The organism is Nonomuraea sp. NPDC050547, from assembly GCF_044457345.1.
In the GTDB taxonomy this organism is placed as follows: Bacteria; Actinomycetota; Actinomycetes; order Streptosporangiales; family Streptosporangiaceae; genus Nonomuraea.
The window spans coordinates 531,841-547,685 of sequence record NZ_JBITGW010000002.1; the positions used below are offsets into that span (position 1 = coordinate 531,841).

At 71.2% G+C, this 15,845-nt stretch carries 14 protein-coding genes and 1 pseudogene; 6 read left to right on the forward strand and 9 right to left on the reverse strand.

The features are described from left to right. Window positions 1-222: 222 nt before the first annotated feature. On the forward strand, window positions 223-627 hold the full coding sequence (locus ACIBHY_RS06810) for a hypothetical protein (RefSeq protein WP_397256841.1): 405 nt from the start codon (window positions 223-225) through the stop codon (window positions 625-627). Window positions 628-670: 43 nt separating this feature from the next. On the opposite strand, the gene ACIBHY_RS06815 is transcribed toward ACIBHY_RS06810, so the two are convergent. After that, window positions 671-1,786, reverse strand: a complete 1,116-nt coding sequence (locus ACIBHY_RS06815; RefSeq protein WP_397256839.1) for an ROK family protein — start codon at window positions 1,784-1,786, stop codon at window positions 671-673. 215 nt (window positions 1,787-2,001) lie between these two features. Here ACIBHY_RS06815 and ACIBHY_RS06820 point away from each other — a divergent pair. The 4 genes and pseudogenes from ACIBHY_RS06820 to ACIBHY_RS06835 all read left to right on the forward strand — a co-directional run. Next, window positions 2,002-2,838 (forward strand): annotated as a pseudogene (locus ACIBHY_RS06820) (ABC transporter substrate-binding protein); the annotation flags it as partial. Window positions 2,839-3,128: 290 nt separating this feature from the next. After that, window positions 3,129-3,965, forward strand: coding sequence for a carbohydrate ABC transporter permease (locus ACIBHY_RS06825; RefSeq protein WP_379617868.1), 837 nt, complete (start codon window positions 3,129-3,131; stop codon window positions 3,963-3,965). Further along, window positions 3,955-4,788, forward strand: coding sequence for a carbohydrate ABC transporter permease (locus tag ACIBHY_RS06830; RefSeq protein ID WP_397256837.1), 834 nt, complete (start codon window positions 3,955-3,957; stop codon window positions 4,786-4,788). The genes ACIBHY_RS06825 and ACIBHY_RS06830 overlap by 11 nt, the downstream gene beginning before the upstream one ends. 11 nt (window positions 4,789-4,799) lie before the next feature. Next, a complete protein-coding gene (locus tag ACIBHY_RS06835; RefSeq protein ID WP_397256835.1) occupies window positions 4,800-6,140 on the forward strand; it encodes an alpha-L-fucosidase in 1,341 nt (446 codons plus the stop codon). Between the two features lie 2 nt (window positions 6,141-6,142). Here the strand turns inward: ACIBHY_RS06835 and ACIBHY_RS06840 are convergent, their stop codons facing one another. The 5 genes from ACIBHY_RS06840 to ACIBHY_RS06860 all read right to left on the reverse strand — a co-directional run bounded on the left by ACIBHY_RS06840 (window position 6,143) and on the right by ACIBHY_RS06860 (window position 12,718). Then, complete coding sequence (locus ACIBHY_RS06840; RefSeq protein ID WP_397256833.1) at window positions 6,143-7,531, reverse strand: tetratricopeptide repeat protein; 1,389 nt, start codon at window positions 7,529-7,531, stop codon at window positions 6,143-6,145. 20 nt (window positions 7,532-7,551) lie between these two features. After that, window positions 7,552-8,733, reverse strand: coding sequence for a S8 family peptidase (locus ACIBHY_RS06845; RefSeq protein ID WP_397306164.1), 1,182 nt, complete (start codon window positions 8,731-8,733; stop codon window positions 7,552-7,554). Window positions 8,734-8,840: 107 nt separating this feature from the next. After that, complete coding sequence (locus ACIBHY_RS06850; protein ID WP_397306165.1) at window positions 8,841-9,932, reverse strand: hypothetical protein; 1,092 nt, start codon at window positions 9,930-9,932, stop codon at window positions 8,841-8,843. A gap of 27 nt (window positions 9,933-9,959) precedes the next feature. Continuing rightward, complete coding sequence (locus ACIBHY_RS06855) at window positions 9,960-11,648, reverse strand: GNAT family N-acetyltransferase (RefSeq protein WP_397256827.1); 1,689 nt, start codon at window positions 11,646-11,648, stop codon at window positions 9,960-9,962. Then, window positions 11,645-12,718 (reverse strand): hypothetical protein, encoded by a 1,074-nt coding sequence (locus tag ACIBHY_RS06860; protein WP_397256825.1) that lies wholly within the window; start codon window positions 12,716-12,718, stop codon window positions 11,645-11,647. The genes ACIBHY_RS06855 and ACIBHY_RS06860 overlap by 4 nt, the downstream gene beginning before the upstream one ends. 348 nt (window positions 12,719-13,066) lie before the next feature. Here ACIBHY_RS06860 and ACIBHY_RS06865 point away from each other — a divergent pair, with 348 nt between their 5' ends. After that, the gene (locus tag ACIBHY_RS06865; RefSeq protein WP_184963631.1) at window positions 13,067-13,300 is read left to right on the forward strand and encodes a hypothetical protein; all 234 of its coding nucleotides are present in this window, start codon (window positions 13,067-13,069) and stop codon (window positions 13,298-13,300) included. A gap of 46 nt (window positions 13,301-13,346) precedes the next feature. On the opposite strand, the gene ACIBHY_RS06870 is transcribed toward ACIBHY_RS06865, so the two are convergent. Genes ACIBHY_RS06870 through ACIBHY_RS06880 form a run of 3 tightly spaced genes read right to left on the reverse strand, consistent with a single transcriptional unit; the run spans window position 13,347 to window position 15,827 of the window. Next, window positions 13,347-14,315 carry an LLM class flavin-dependent oxidoreductase gene (locus ACIBHY_RS06870; RefSeq protein ID WP_397306166.1) on the reverse strand — a complete coding sequence of 323 codons (969 nt, stop codon included), beginning with the start codon at window positions 14,313-14,315 and terminating at the stop codon, window positions 13,347-13,349. 34 nt (window positions 14,316-14,349) lie between these two features. Continuing rightward, entirely contained in the window at window positions 14,350-15,342 is a 993-nt protein-coding gene (locus ACIBHY_RS06875) for a hypothetical protein (RefSeq protein ID WP_397306167.1), read from the reverse strand. After that, window positions 15,339-15,827: a SigE family RNA polymerase sigma factor gene (locus tag ACIBHY_RS06880; RefSeq protein ID WP_397256819.1), complete on the reverse strand. Its 489-nt coding sequence runs from the start codon at window positions 15,825-15,827 to the stop codon at window positions 15,339-15,341. The genes ACIBHY_RS06875 and ACIBHY_RS06880 overlap by 4 nt, the downstream gene beginning before the upstream one ends. Window positions 15,828-15,845 lie beyond the last annotated feature (18 nt).

Below are 15,845 nucleotides of genomic sequence, written 5' to 3' on the forward strand. Positions count from 1 at the left end.
CGCAGATCCGCCGCGAACCGCGATAACCCATTGTCAGCCGGGCCCAGCGGACGCTCCTGGCGAGGTATCGTCGCCCCCCTTGTCGATGGGCCAGCGGCATTCATTGTTCAGCGGTTGATGTTCGGTGTCCAGCGTGTGAGACCGAACAAGCCCTTTACTCCTATACAGGGAGGCGTCCGCGAAAGCCGGAACACCGAATCCGGAAAACGAGGGGAAACGATCATGAAGAGACTCGCGGTGGCACTCGTCGCCTTCGCCGCGCTGCTGGGGCTCGCCGCCCCGGCCCAGGCGGCCCCCGTCCGCGCGGCCGAGGTGTCGGCCGCCGCCCTGCCCACGAAGTGCGACAACATCGGCTGGGGCCCGAGCCTGGTGTGCATCGACATCAATGCCGGGGAGCGGTGGATCACCGTCTGGTACGACCGCAGGGACGGGGTCGGCCGCCAGTGGGTGCACGGCCTGTCGTACACGGGACCCGATGGAAACCACCAGGACGAGGGCGGTTTCTCCATCAACCCCGGTGAGCTCAAGGGATACCGCTGGTACAACGTGCCCACCGGCTCCGGTGGCTACGTGGGTTTCGTGCGCACGGACGCCGGCACGGACGACACCGGCACGCTCTGGATCTAGCGGCCAGGGGGCGGGGTTCCAGGAGGGGCCCCGCCCCGCGCGGTCAGCGGGCGCCGACCGTGGCGGCGAGCACCAGGCAGGCCGCGCCGATGGCGTGCGCGCTGTCGTCCCACGGCCGCACCGAGATCTCCAGGCCCGACAGGACTCCGCCCTCCACCGCGGGGCGGAACCCCGGCTCCAGATAGGGCCACAGCACATGGCTCTCACCGATGACCGTGAGGGCCCGTACCGCCAGCACGTTCACTATCCCGGCCGCCGCCCTGCCCAGCGTGGATCCCGCCTCGGCCATCAGGTCGCGGATGCCGGGCGTGTCGGCCAGCGCGAGCGCGTGCAGCTCGTCCACGGCCACCGCCCGTGAGGTCAGCCCCCGCTCCAGCGCCCGCGCGGCCAGCGCGTAGTCCGCGGCGTAGGTCTCCACGCAGCCGCGCCGCCCGCACACGCACGGCGGGCCGAACGGGTCGACGGGCACGTGCCCGAACTCCCCGGCCACGCCGTCCGGTCCCCGGTGCACCCGCCGGCCGAGCACGATGCCCATGCCGACGCCGCCGCCGACGGCCAGCACGAGGAAGTCGTCGTGGTCGCGCCCGGTGCCGAACAGCAGTTCCGCCGTGGTGCTGGCGCGCGTGTCGTTGTCGATCAGCACGGGCACCGGCAGCAGCTCGGCCAGGCGGGGGCGCAGCGCCAGGTCCGACCAGCCGAGGTGGGGCGAGAGCCGTACCACGCCCTTGGCGGGGTCGATCACGCCGGGCACGGCGAGCCCGACGCCGCGTACGCGCTCGCCCATGCCCGGCTCGCCGAGCACCTCCAGGCACATCTTGGCCAGCTGCTCCACGGGCTCGTGGCGCGGGTCGAAGGGCTGGGTGAAGCGGCGCACCTCGCTGCCGTTGAGCCGCATGAGCACGCCCACCACGTGGGTGTGGTGCACGCGCAGCCCGAGCGTGTACGCGGCGTCCGGCAGCACCTCCAGCGGCACCCGGGGCCGGCCGCGCCCGCTCACCTGGGGAGCGAGTTCTCGCAGGTAGCCTAGGTCGATGAGCCTCCGCGTGTGCTCGGTGACGGTGGCCGCACCGAGCCCAAGGCGGGCCGCGATCTCCGAGCGGTTGAGCGGCTCCCGCCCGAGCATGGCCAGGATCTCCGCCCTGACCAGATCTTCGCGCAATGTTCCTCCTGCCCCTTGACGTCCTCGGCCGACCAAGCCTAGGGTCCACGACCATAATAATTTCGTCGCCGAAATTAAGGAAACCACACATGAAGGGCTTTCTGGCAGCGGGGCTCGCGCTCGTCCTCGGAGCCACCGCCTGTGGCGGTGGCGGTGCATCTGGTACGGCGGGCGGCGCCAAGCAGGACGACGGCACGATCACCCTCGACTGGGAGATGTGGGCGGGCAGCGAGGACGAGAAGGCCCAGCTGGACCACCTCGCCAAGCTCGTCACGCAGCAGAACCCCAAGGTCAAGATCGCGCTGCGCACCGCGCCGTTCAACGACTACTTCACCAAGCTCCAGACGGAGTTCGCCGCCGGCAAGCAGGCGTGCATCGTCTCCATGCAGAGCCTGCGCCTCGGCGCCTACGCCGACCTCATGGAGCCGCTGACCGCTCCCGACGGGTTCGCGCCGGCCTCGCTGGAGGCGCTCAAGATGGGCGGCAAGCAGCTCGCCCTGCCGTACGACCTGGCCTCGATGCTCGTCTATTACAACAAGGACGCCTTCGCGAAGGCCGGGCTGCCCGAGCCGAAGGCGGGCTGGACGGTCGCCGACTTCGAGAAGGCCGCGAAGACCCTGTCGAGCGGCGGCAAGGCCGGGTTCGGCATGTCGTTCTCCGACCTGCACACGCTGTCGCTGCTGTTGTCCTACAACGGGGCCGCGCCGGTCACCCAGGACGTCAAGCTGCAGCTGGACAGCCAGCCGATGGCCGACGCCCTCACCTGGTACGCGGGCCTGGCCAAGAGCAAGGCCGGCAGCGTGCCCGCCTCCTCGGCCGAAGGCGGCTGGGGCGAGACGCAGTTCGTCAACGGCAACGCGATGATGGCCGTGGACGGCTCCTGGAACCTCGGCTCCCACATCAAGGACGCCAAGTTCGCCGTCGGCCTCGCGCCGCTGCCCGCCGGGCCGGGCGGCTCCAAGACCTATGTCGCCGGCTCCGGCTTCGGCGTGGCCAAGAGCTGCCCCTACAAGGCCGAGGCGATCAAGGCGGTCGAGACGCTGACCGGCAAGGACGCCCAGGCCTACCTCGCCGGTGTCGGGCGCGGCTTCCCCTCCCGCACCGAGCAGCAGGCCGGCTACGAGGAGTTCCTGGTCAAGCAGGACGCCGGCAAGGCCGCCGACGTCAAGGCCGCCATGGGCGCGGTCAGGGAGGGCCTGGCCGGCGGCACCCCGCTGTTCACCACCAAGAACTGGGACAACGTCAACAAGCTCATGGCCCAGTACTTCCTGCAGGTCTACACCGGGGCCCAGGCGCCCAAGGACGCCCTGGCCACCATCCAGCAGCAGGGAGCGCGCGGCCAGTGAGGACACGGGAGACGTGGAGCGCGCTCGGGTTCGCCACCCCGAGCGTGCTCGGCCTCGGGCTGTTCACGCTGTTCCCCGTCGGCATGGCCGTGGTCATGAGCTTCTTCGACTGGCCGATGCTGGGCGGCAGCGAGTTCATCGGGCTCGACAACTTCCGCTACCTGTTCGGCGAGGACCCCGACTTCCTGGCCGCGTTGCGGAACACGTTCGTCTTCACCGGCCTGTACGTGCCGCTGAACATCCTCCTCGCGCTCGGCCTGGCCTTCTGGATCAGCAACTCGCGCTGGCAGAACCTGTGGCGGGTGCTGTTCTTCATCCCGGCGATCACCCCGATGGTGGCCAACGCGGTCATCTTCAAGCTGCTCTTCCAGCTCGTCGGGACCGAGCCGAACCTGCTGGCCGACGGCCGTACGGCGCTGCTGTCGGTGGTCGCGATGAGCGTGTGGCAGGGCTTCGGCTACAACATGATCGTGTTCTCGGCGGCGATCAACGAGATGCCCAAGCCGGTGCTGGAGGCGGCCTCGCTGGACGGCGCCACCGGCCTGCGCCGCCTGGTGAGCGTGCAGCTGCCGCTGATCTCGCCCGCGCTGTTCTTCGCCACCACGATGACGGTGATCACCGCGCTGCAGGTGTTCACGCAGCCGTACATCCTCACGGCCGGCGGTCCCGGCAACGCCACCGAGACCCTCGTCATGAACGTCTACCAGGCCGGCTTCCAGTCGCGTGACCTGGGCCTGGCCGCCGCGGCGGCGTGGGTGCTGTTCGCGATCATCCTGGCCGTCACGTTCGTGCAGTTCCTCGGCCAGAAGCGGTGGGTGCACTATGAGAGTTAAGAGCCCCCTGAAGAGCGCCGTCTCGCACGCCCTGCTGGCCGCGGTCACGCTGGCCTTCCTCTACCCGCTGATCTTCGCGGTCGCCACCGCGCTGAAGCCGGCCGGGGAGACCTTCTCCGACCCCGGCTCGCTCGTGGGCTCCTCGATCCGCTGGCAGAACTTCGCCGACGTCTTCACCTACGTGCCCTTCCAGCGCTACATCCTCAACGGGGTGCTGGTCGCCGGCGTCGGCACGCTCGTGGTGCTGACCGCCTCGGCGCTGTCGGCCTACGCCTTCGCCGCGCTGCGCTGGCGCGGGCGCGACGGCGTCTTCCTGATCTTCCTTGCCACGCTGATGGTGCCGCAGGAAGTGCTGGTCGTGCCCATGTTCATCCTCATGCAGTCGCTCGGCTGGGTGGACACCTACCAGGCGCTGATCTTCCCGTGGGCGTTCACCGCGTTCGGCACGTTCCTGCTGCGCCAGTTCTTCCGCTCGGTGCCGCGCGAGATGCAGGAGGCCGCCCGCATCGACAGCGCCGGAGAGCTCCGCATCTTCACCCAGATCATGCTGCCGATGGCCCGGCCGGCGCTCGGCGTGCTCGCCGTCTTCACCTTCATCAACTACTGGAACAGCTTCCTCTGGCCGCTCATCATGATCAACGACGTGAGCGCGCGGGGCACGGTCCCGCTCGGCCTGCAGCTGTTCTTCGGGCAGAACGGCAACCAGTGGCACCTGGTCATGGCCGCCTCCATCGTCTCCATCCTGCCGACCCTGCTGCTGCTCATCGCCCTGCAGAAGCACCTGGTCAAGGGCATCGCCACCGCCGGCCTGGCCGGCCGCTGAAAGGATCGGTCTTGCTGCAGTTCGACCGCCGTGTCGGGCCCGACCTGGGCGTCACCTACCCGTCGCGGGAGGTTCCCGCGTGGTTCAGGGACGCCAAGTTCGGGGTGTTCGTCCACTGGGGCCTGTATTCGGTGCCCGGATGGGCCAGCCCCCGGCTGCCGGGGCAGAACGTGCCGGCGGAACTCGAATACAGCCATCACCAGTACGCCGAGTGGTACGCCAACACCGTCCGCATCCCCGGCTCGCCCGCGCAGGACTTCCACGAGCGCAGGTACGGCGTGGGCGTCTCCTACGAGGACCTCGCCGACGTCTGGACCACGGAGGCGTTCGACCCGGCCGGATGGATGCGCCTGTTCGCCGAGTGCGGCGCCCGCTACGTCGTGCCCACGGCCAAGCACCACGACGGCTTCTGCCTGTGGGACACCGCCACCACCCCGTTCAACAGCGCCCGCCGCGGCCCGCGCCGCGACCTCATGGCCGCCATGGCCGAGCAGGCCAGGGCCGCCGGGCTGCGGCTCGGCTTCTACTACTCCGGCGCGCTCGACTGGCACGTCTCCCACTTCCCGCCGATCCGCTCGCTCACCGACCTGTTCACGCTGCGGCGCAACGACGAGGCCTTCGCCCGCCACTCCTTCGAGCAGGTGGCGGAACTGGTCGAGCGGCACGCCCCCGACCTGCTGTGGAACGACATCGACTGGCCTGACTCGGCCAAGGCGGGCGGGCCGTACGGGCTGAGCGAGCTTTTCGAGCGCTACTACGCGCGCGTGCCCGACGGCGTGGTCAACGACCGCTGGGGGGTGGCGCACCTCGGCTACCGCACGCGCGAGTACCAGTCGGAGTCGCGCACCTCGCCGTGGGTGTGGGAGGCGACGCGCGGGCTGGGCCAGTCGTTCGGCTACAACCGGGCCGAGGACGAGCGGCACCTGCTCGGGCGCGAGGAACTCGTGCACCTGCTGGCCGACACCGTCTCCAAGAACGGCAACCTGCTGCTCAACATCGGGCCGCACGCCGACGGGTCGCTGCCGGGGGATCAGGTGGAGCGGCTGCGGTTCCTGGGGGAGTGGCTGCGGGTCTTCGGGGCCGCGGTCTACGGCACCCGTCCTTGGGTACGGCACGCCGAACCGGCCGGTCAGCCGGTGCGCTACACGCTGCGGCCCGATGGCACGCTCAACGTGATCGTCCTGGACCCGGGGGCCGGGGTGCTCACCCTGGCCGGGGACCTGGTGGAGACGGCGCGGGCCACGGGGTCGTGGGGGGAGGGGCCGGTCAAGGTGGACTCATCCGGAAATATCGAGATCCCCGGGGGTTTGCGGGGGTTGCCGGCGGCCGTTCTCACCGTGCGGGCGCCCTGACGTCAGGCCTGCCGTACCAGCTGCTCGGCCTTGAGGCGGGCGGCGGCCGCGGCGGCGCGCTCGCCGAGCTGCTCGGCCAGCGCGCCCTGCTTGAGCCAGTTGAACGGGCTGCACGGACGCACCCCGATGCGCTCGCTCAGCAGCACCCTGGCCACGTCCCTGCGGCCGCCGCGCAGCGCCGCCTCCAGCAGGGTCTTCTGCACGGCGTCACGCTGCGCGTGGCTGCCGCCGAACTCGTTGATCCGGTGCCGGATCGGATACAGCAGGTCCACCACCGTCTCGTACGCGCCGCGGCCGAAGGCGGCGATCGCCCGGCAGACCGGCAGGCCCACCCGGGCGGTCATCTCCTGGTTGGTGACCCCCGGGCGCGGCTCGGCGAGGTAGCGCTGCCGGTCGGCGATCAGCTGGTCAGCCTCCCGATAGCGGCCCGAGCCGGTGTAGGCCATGACGGCGTGCATGTCGTTGAAGGCGTAGAAGGCCTCGCCGGCCTTGGGCGTCCAGGCGTCGGCGAGGGCCTGCCAGCGCTCGTGCCGTACGTCGCCTTCGAGGTAGAGGCGCCACAGCAGCGCCGCCGCGTCCAGCAACTCCATCGCGCCCTGGCCGCCGGCGAGCACGGCGTCGTAGATCTCCAGGGCCCGCCCGGTGTCTCCTGCCTCCAGCGCGTACAGGGAGTAGTGCCACCAGTTGTGCACGTTGAAGAACGTGCCGGTGGACCAGTCGTCCAGCCGGGCGTCCATGTAGCGCACGCCCTGGCCGAAGCGGCCCTGCATCTCGTAGGTGTGCACGACCGCGTGGATGCCCCAGACGTCGCGGGCGTTGAGCTCGACCGCGCGCAGGCCCACCTCCTCCGAGCGGTCGTAGTGGCCCGCCTCCTCCAGCCCGAAGGCGTACATGCCCAGCACGTGCCCGTAGTGCCGGTCGTCCTCCGACCAGCCGGTCAGCGCGCCGCCGATCCGGTCGCGCAGCGAGCGGGCGTCGCCGGTGAAGAAGTCGACCTGATGACCGGCGGCCAGGGCGAGCGCGTCGCGCGGGTGCGCCTCGGTGATCGCCTGCAGCCGGGCCCCGCAGGTGCGGAAGTCGCCGTCCAGCAGGGCCTGCACCGCCTCCACGTGGGCCCGCTCGCGGGGGAGCAGGAGGCCCTCTCCGGCCCGCGCGCGGAAGGACGCGAAGCGCTCGCGGGCCGCCCTGGCGTCGTCCGCCTCGGTGGTGAGCAGCCCGAGGTAGGCCTGGAGCACGTGGCCCATCGCGAACCCGGGCTCCGCCTCGACGGCGGCCGCCGCGTGCCCGTCCACCTCGATCTGGAAGTGGAGCAGCGCGTCGACGGCCTGGTCGTAGTGCCGGACGGCGGCGCCGGAGCCCGTCGTCGCCAGTCCATGCTGATCCGTGGTCATGTCCCCTAAACTAGTGGGTATTACGGCGGGCAGAGCGCCAGGCCCGCGCCGATGTCGGCGAGGTCGGCGTCCGGCACGAACCCCGCGCCGGTGGCCGCGGCCAGCAGCCGGTTGGCGACCATCGAGGCGCGCGCGACGGAGGCGGGCGGCAGCGCGTCGCGCAGTTCCTCCCACCACAGCGCCGCGACCCCCGCCACGTGCGGAGCCGCCATGCTGGTCCCGTTCTTGGCCGACAGCCCGCCGCCCAGCCGGGCCGAGAACACGTCCTTGCCCGGCGCGCACACGTCGGCGAAGGTGTTGGAGAACCGGGTCACGTCCAGCAGCCCGTCCACCTTCTGCAACGCGCCCACGGCCAGCACCCCGTCGGCCGCCGACGGCAGCTCGGCCCCCACCTCGAACGCCGGGTTCACCTCCCGCATGCTCGAGTTGCCGGAGGCCGCGATGACCAGCGTGCCCTTGTCCACGGCCGAACGCTCGGCCAGCATCCGCATCAGCGAGTCGAACAACCGCAGGTTGGCCCGGTAGGCCTCCAGCGCCCGCGCCGTGGCCAGGAAGACCGGCAGCCCCTCGGCCACGTCCTCCTCGACGGCCTTGGTGAACGCGAACGACACCGACATCGTGATCACGTCCGCGCCCTCCCGCGCCGCCCACAGAATGGCCTCGAGCAGCGCGTCCGTGGTCCCGCCCCCGGAGTCCCTGATGACCTTCCCGATGAGCGCCCTCCCGATGCCCGGGGCGACGCCGATCCTGATGCCCTCCACCGGCCGTCCGAACACGGTGCCCGCCACGTGCGTACCGTGGCCGCGTTTGTCGCCGTTCCCGTCGCCGGTGAAGTCCTTCTGCACGAACTCCATCCCCGCGAACGCCGTGTGCCCCGCGTCGATGCCCGAGTCCAGCACCGCGACCAGCGACCCCTCGCCGGTCCTGCTGGAGCCCGGCGCCCCGACCGCCGCGACACCCCACGTGACATCGGTGGGGGCGGGCGGCTCGTCGCCGTCCACGTCGATCGGCAGGCCGATCGGCATCGTCGGGGCCAGAGCCGCCACACCCGGTTCCGCCGCCAGCGCGCGGGCCTCCCGCTTGCTGAGGTCGAGCGTCTCCAGATGCGGCTCACCGGGCCCGCCACCGGTCCGCCGCGCCTCCAGCGGACCCGCGGTGAACGTCCGGGTCAGGTCGCGCAGCACCGTGTATCTGTCGCCCATCACTTCCGCCTTTCCGAAGGTATGGGCACAGCCTGGGCGAGGACGGCGGTGGCGGCATGAGTAGCCCCTACTCAGCCCTCGTCAGGGGGGTTGCGCCGGTTTTCCGCCTACCTCGACGTCACGCGGGTGCTCAGGTCGGTGACCAGGCTGGTCACGCCCAGGGAGCCGAGTGCCTCCTCCACCGATCCGGCCGGGCGCAGGTCCCGCAGGTGTTCGCGCCACACCCGCAGGTCCTCGCGCCAGGCGTCCAGGTAGCGCACGCACAGCTCCGGCGTGATGCGGGTCAGCCGGCCGAGCGCCGCGCGCAGCGACTCCTCCATGGGCGCCCGCTTGGCCGCGTCCGCCTGGTCCAGGCGGGCGTGGATGTGCTCGATGAAGCTTCTGCGCCTGCGCAGGAACGTCCGCCAGTGCTCCAGGTCCGCCTCGCTCACCGGACGCCGGTCGTCCAGGAGCCAGAAGATGCCCTCGGCCAGCACGTCCCCGAACTCCTCGTCGCGGGCGCGCTCGGGGCTCTCGTAAGGATCGTACGGCGCCTGCCACATCTGGCCCGTCACCCCCAGCCGGGGCACTTCGAGGACGAAGAACCAGTCCTCGTTGTACACGTCGGGAAAGAAGGACCGCGCCCGCGCGGTGTCCACGACCAGCGCGCCGCTGCCGACGAAGGTGTCCTGGTCGCCGCCGACGTCGCGGTAGGCGTGGCAGACCACCGAGTTGTCCGGGTAGCCGGAGACCGACAGCGCCACCGCGCCGTGCTCGTCCAGCAGGGCGGCGGCCGAGCGCAGGTCGCCGGGGGAGGAGACCACGATGTCGTCGTCGAGGAAGGCGAGGTTGCGCCAGCCCATCATCCTGGCCAGCAGCAGCCCCGCGTTCCGCTTGGCCGCCAGGTCGCCGGAGCGCTGGAAGGAGTGGGGCAGGACGCGGGAGGTGGCGAAGTCGGGCAGCCGGAGCTGTTCCGGTCCGGGGAAGTCGGCGGCGATCACCCAGGGCAGGCGGCGGCGTACCGGGGCGGCGCCGGTGCGGGGGCCGCTGCACAGGGCGACCACGGGGCAGCCGAGCCGGCGGCCCAGGTCGGCGGCGTGGTCGAGGAAGGCGGGCGGGCGCGCCGTCGGGATGACGATGGCGTCGATCCGCCCCGTACGCGCGGGAGCGGTTGGGGAGGAGAGCAGCTTGCGATGTGAGCCGTGATGATCAGGTGACAAAGAAGCCTCTTTCCCACGAAGCTCCCATCATCGCAATGATGACGGGAACGGAGAAAGAGTCTTGAAGAGAATGTGACATCTGTCTGGTTTGCGCTCGCTTGTCCCGTCCTCGTGGAGGATCTCTTCGGTCGTCGGCAGCGGGGAGTGCTTCCACTTGCGGTAACCCAGGCGCAGATACAGCCGGTACGCCTGCTGGTTGTCCGGATCGACGCCGAGCGCGACGGTGGAGTGGCCGCGTTCGATGAGCTTCTGCTCGGCCACGTAGACGAGCATGGTGCCGAACCCGGTGTCGCGGTATTCGGGCAACAGGTCGAGGTGCATGAGCAAGGGCGTACCCGGAAGTCTGCGCCGCAGCCGCTTCTCCTCCGCCTTGTCCAGCCAGATGTAGACGGTGCCCACGGCCCGCTTCCGGTCCCAGGCGATCAGCAGGATGCCGTGGCCGCTCTCCTGCCTGGCCAGGGCGCGCTCGAAGTAGGGCCGCTGCCCGAAGGAGTCCACGAGGGCGGGGACGCCGGCCTCGGTGAGCGGCTCGAACCTGACCAGCCCGCCCTCGGGACGGGGGATGCGGACCGCGTACGGCGCGGCCGTACCGGGAGGGCCGCCGAGCTTGTAGGCGGCCGGACGCCGCTCGTGGTGGTGCACGGTCAGCTCCGGATGGCGCTCCCGCAACCGCTCGCACGCCCGCGCCGTCGTCAGCCCGGTCGGCAGCGTGCCGAGGTGGGCCTGCCAGCTTTTCCTGGCGTCGGCCCAGTCCTCCACGAAGCGGTGGCAGGCGCGCGCCTTGATGTTCTTGAGCTGCTCGCGGGCGGCCAGGAGCGCGGCCCGCGCCGCCGTCCTGCGCTCCCTGTGCAGGAGGTCCTCGACGAGCCTGCGGCGCCGGCGCAGCACCTCCCGCCAGTGGTCCACGTCCGCGGCCTGCCAGGAGATGCCCGAGTCGAGCAGCCACATCAGGCCCTCGCCGAGCACGTCGCCGAACTCCTCGCGCCTGGCCCGCTCCGGCGTGCCGTAGGGGTCGTACTCCCGCTGCAGCGCGGCGCCGACGCTCGCCGTGGGCCGGAGCGCGCCGTCGTCGCCGAGCAGATCGAACCAGTCCTCGTTGTAGACGGCCGGGTAGTAGGCCGGAGCCTTGGCCGCCGCCACGGCCATCGCGCCCGCCCCGGCGAAGGCGGCCTGGTCGGCGCCGCCGTTGTCGCGGTAGGCGTGGCACACCACCGAGTTGTCGGCAAAGCCGCCGAGCGTCAGCGCCACCCGGTCGAAGGAGCCCAGCAGCGCGGCCGCCACGGACAGGTCGGCCGGATCGGGCACCACGACGTCGTCGTCCAGGAAGACGACATTCTCCCAGCCGGTCATGGTGGCCAGCGCCATGCCGACGTTGCGCTTGGCGGCGGTGTCGGCGCGGCAGTCGAGCGGGGTGGAACGCAGGAACTCCGGGCCGTGGAAGGGAGAGGGCAGCGGCTTGTGCCGCGACAGCTCGATGGCGACCAGTTCCACGCCCATCTCGCCCAGCCCGCGCATGGTCCGCGCCGCCGAGGTGTAGCGCCCGCTCGACAACGTGACCAGCGGGCAGCCGAGCCGCTCCGCCACCGCCGCCGCGTCCCGCAGATACGCCGGCGGCCGCACGGTCGGCACGATGATCGCATCGACCCGCGCGGTCCCGGCGGGCCGCGGGGGAGACGCCAGGAGGTGCCGGTGTGAGCCGTGGTGGTGACGGCTCACCCCGCGTCCTCCGGCCACTCGTGGAGCACGTTGCCGGACAGGCGCCAGTCGGGGGTGAGCACGGCGCCGCCCATGACGAGGACCCGGGTGATCAGGCTGAAGCTCTCCTGCCCGGCGAAGCGGGTGTTGAGGTACTCGCTGTTGGCCTCGGCCAGGGCCGGATCGGTCAGCGCGCGCACCGCGCCGAGGGTGCCGCGCCCGAACATGCCGTTGCACATGGTCAGCGTGCCGCTCTGGTAGAGCGGGTTGGGGCCGCGGTAGAAGTGGGCCACGTCCTCGAGCAGGATCTCCCGCCCGTCGGCCCCCCGCTCCAGCGTCGGCGGGTAGTGCTCCTCGCCGACCTCGAAGTAGACGCGGCCCGCGTCCCACTCGGCCACCTGCTTGACCGGCATCGCGGGGTCGGCCAGCACGTCGGCGGTGCGCGGGTTGAAGTCGACGCCGCCGAGCAGCACGACGTGCCCGGCGAAGTCCTCGGTCGGCGAGACGGTGTCGACCCTGCGGCGGCGGACCGTGCTGGCCGGGTTGAGCGCGCGCAGGTGGCCGTGGAGCTCGAACAGGGCGTCGATGTCGGCGTAGGTGTAGAGGTCCATGTAGTCGGGATCGTCGGGGTCGACGTACTTGCTCAGGCTCGCGGTCAGGTCGGCCGGCAGGCTGCCGCAGATGATGGTGATCGGCCGCTCGTCGCGGAAGTCCCACGGGTTGGCGGTTGCGCCGGCCGGCTCGTGCACCGCGTCGTTGCGCAGGCTGAGCAGGTCGGCCCGGATACGCCCGCGCTCGGCGAGCTCCTCGGCGGTCAGCTCGGAGACCGGCAGCAGGCGCAGCGCGCCGTCCTTGATCGAACGCGGGGTGCAGAACAGGGTGGCGTAGTCGTCCAGGCGCGCCAGCGGAGGCGTCTTCGGCGTCGTGCCCGACTCCCAGGAGCTGATCAGCCCGGAGCTGAGCGGCCGTCCGCCCTTGGCCAGGGCCTCGCCCAGCATCGGCTGCGTGATCTTCACCTCCGGCCAGCGCCGGGTGCGGAGCGACTTCAGCCGTTGCGCCAGAACCCGGACGGCGTCGTCCATCGGTTCCATCAGGAAACACCCTTCATCTGAACTTCAGTCTCCAAGTAAACATCTACTGGCGTCCAGATGCGAGTAGTTCGTTTGGGCAGTTCACTGGCGTGCGCGTCATCGTAGAGCCATCGACCCCGCACGCGCAGGTTTTTCGCGCCGTCAGCAGGGGAATTCTCCCTTCAGGAGAAGAAGTGAAGATTAGGTAAAGGTTAACCATGAACACGTCACGCGCACCGCCCCGCATCGGTCAGACGCGGGCACAGCACCCCCTGCGATCACGCAGGCACTCCCGGGCCGGGGCAGACGATCTCCAGGAGTGCCCGCACTCGTAAGGCCCCATCGGCGCGTCAACCACCGGGGAACTCCATGACAACCGTAATCCTCCTCACCACCGCCAGCCCAGAGGGAGTGGCAGCGGCCCGCGGTCTGCTCTCACTCCTCGCGATAGCGTCCGTCTGGGCGATGCTCTTCGCCGTCCGCCAGGTGGCGAAGGCAGTCTCCTTCCTCCTGCGCATCGTTCTCGTCCTCATCGCCGCCGTCGCGCTGGGCGCGCTGGCCGTGGTGCTCCTCGCGCAGGTAGCCCTGGCCCTCGGGCCGTGAACCAAGGAGATGGGCGCGACCCCGCAGCGCCCATCTCGGGTGACGCCTACAGGCGCGCCAGCCTCGTATAGGAGTCGAGACGCTCGTCCAGGTCGTAGGTGTTCATCGTGACCAGCACCTCATCGGCCCCCGACCGCTCCACCAGGTCGTCGAGGGCCAGCGCCACCTCCCCGGCCGTCCCGTGGATCTGCCCGGCCCGCGCCTCCTCCAGATACCCCCGCTCCCGCTCGCTCATCTCCGAGGCGAGGATCTCCGCCGCCGGGGCAAGGGGCGGGAACGCGCCGCGCGTCCGTGACACCGCCGTCGCCCAGGCCTCCGGCACCTGCAGGTACGCCGCCGCTGCCGCCGTCTCGCCGACCGCCACGTTCGCCGCCACCATCACGTACGGCCGCGCCGCCCACTCCGACGCCCGGAACGCGGCCCGGTAACGCCCGGCCGCCTCCGTCATCCGCGCGCCGTTCCCGATCACCATGGGCAGTCCGTGCTCGGCGGCGATGTCGGCGCCGGCCCCCATCGCCAGCACGAACACCTCCGGCCGCAGCCCCTCCGCCGGCTGCGCGTGCACGCCGGGATGGACCTGCTGCTTGCCGGTGAAGAAGCCGAGCAGTTCCTCCAGTCGCTCGCCGAAGTCGCCGGCGTCGGCCAGGCCGTGCCCCAGCGCCCTGCGGATGCCGCCGGTGAACCCCACGGAACGGCCGAGCCCCATGTCGACGCGCCCCGGATACAGCGACTCCAGCACGCCGAACTGCTCGGCCACGACCAGCGGCCGGTGGTTGGGCAGCATGACGCCGCCGGTGCCGACCCTGATGCGCGAGGTCGCCGCCGCGACGGCGGCGGCCAGCACGGTCGGCGCGGAACCGGCCACTCCGGGCACGCTGTGGTGCTCGGAGACCCAGAAACGGTGGTAGCCCAGCTCCTCCGCCTGCCGGGCGAACTCGATGGTGTCCCGCAGCGCCCGCGCCGGTTCCTGTCCGGCGCGGACGAGCGAGCGGTCGAGGATCGAGTAACGAGTCACCCTTGCTGTAACACCTGACGGCCGGAAAGATTTCCTACTTGCCGTACACGCCCACCGACCAGCGGACGGGCCGGTTGGGGTGGGAGCCGCCGTCCATGTGCAGCTTGAGCGTGACGGTCGAGGTCTTGCCCTTCGGCAGCGTGTGCAGCCCCATCGCCCAGGGGAAGTCACCCTGCTTCCAGACGGCGCAGCTGCCGTTGACGCCGGGGTCCTTGCCGTTGACGGACACGCTGAACCTGAGCCGTGAGGCCAGATCGCCGGTGCAGATCTTCTCCAGGCCGATCGCGCCGCTCGTGCGGAAGGTGACGGTGTCCTGCTCCGGCCAGGTTCCCGACTCGGTCTTTCTCAGCTTCATCTCGCCCAGTCGTCCGGGCAGGGCGCGCGGCTCTTCGGGGATCACCGGACGCGCGGGCGGGATCCACTCGTAGAAGGCGAGCGACCAGACGCTCCGCTCGATCTTCGGCTGGTCACACGGCCCGTTCTTCTTCGTCTGGACGCAGCCCTTGCCGGCGACCACGGGATCGATGACGACCTCGGCCTTGCCGGTGCCCTTCGGGACCTGGAGGCCGAGCACCTGCATCTCCTTGGAGCAGGCCACCAGGTCGTGCTGCGCGGGCAGGCCGGCGGCGGCGACCGACGGCGTGATGCTCCCCCGGACCGCGCCCGTGCAACTGGCGGCCAGGTCGATGGGGTTGCCGGTCAGCGGGACGGTCACGGTGACCTTCTTCTTGCCCGGGGTGACCACGGTCGTGGCGGCCACCTTGCGGTACTCGGTGCCGTCGGCGGCGACGAAGGTGCCGGGCAGCGTGGGCTTGGTGGCCGCCGTCTGGTCGGGCGGTTGCGCCGTACCCGGGAGAAGGGTGGCCGCGAGCACGACGGCGGCCGCGATCGCGCCGCCCGCCACCGCGGTCCTGCGCAGCCGCCTGCGGCGGATGCGGGCCTCGACCTGGGTACGGCGGGCCGGGTTGGGCGGGGGCGCGGCGGCACCGCGCTCCCGCAGCACCTTGCGCAGGTCCTGCACGGTCATCGCTGCAACTCCTTCACGATCGATTCGTCCACCCGCAACTTGGCCAGGGCCTTGGCCGTCTGGCTCTTGACCGTGCCCGGTTCGCAGCCGAGGGCCCGGGCCGTCTCGGCGACCGGCAGGTCCTCGTAGAAGCGCAGCACGATCACCGCCCGCTGCCTGGCCGGCAGCCGCCCGATCGCCCGCCACAGCGAGTCGTGCTCGTCGAAGCCGCCGGTGGCGTCGGGGTGCGCGGTCTCGGGCAGGTCGTGGCTGGGCAGCTCGCGCCGCCAGCGCCGCCGCCACCAGGAGGTGAAGGTGGTGACGATGACGCGGCGCACGTACGGCTCCGGCTCCTCCACCCTCGGCCAGGCGAACCACGCCTTGGCCAGCGCCTCCTGCAGCAGGTCCTCGGCCAGCGCCCAGTCGTGGGTCAGCAGGTAGGCGGTGCGGAGGAGGTGGTCCGAGCGCGCGGCCACGAAATCATGAAATAACGATCTGTCTGCCACCTGATGGCCTCTCGGGTC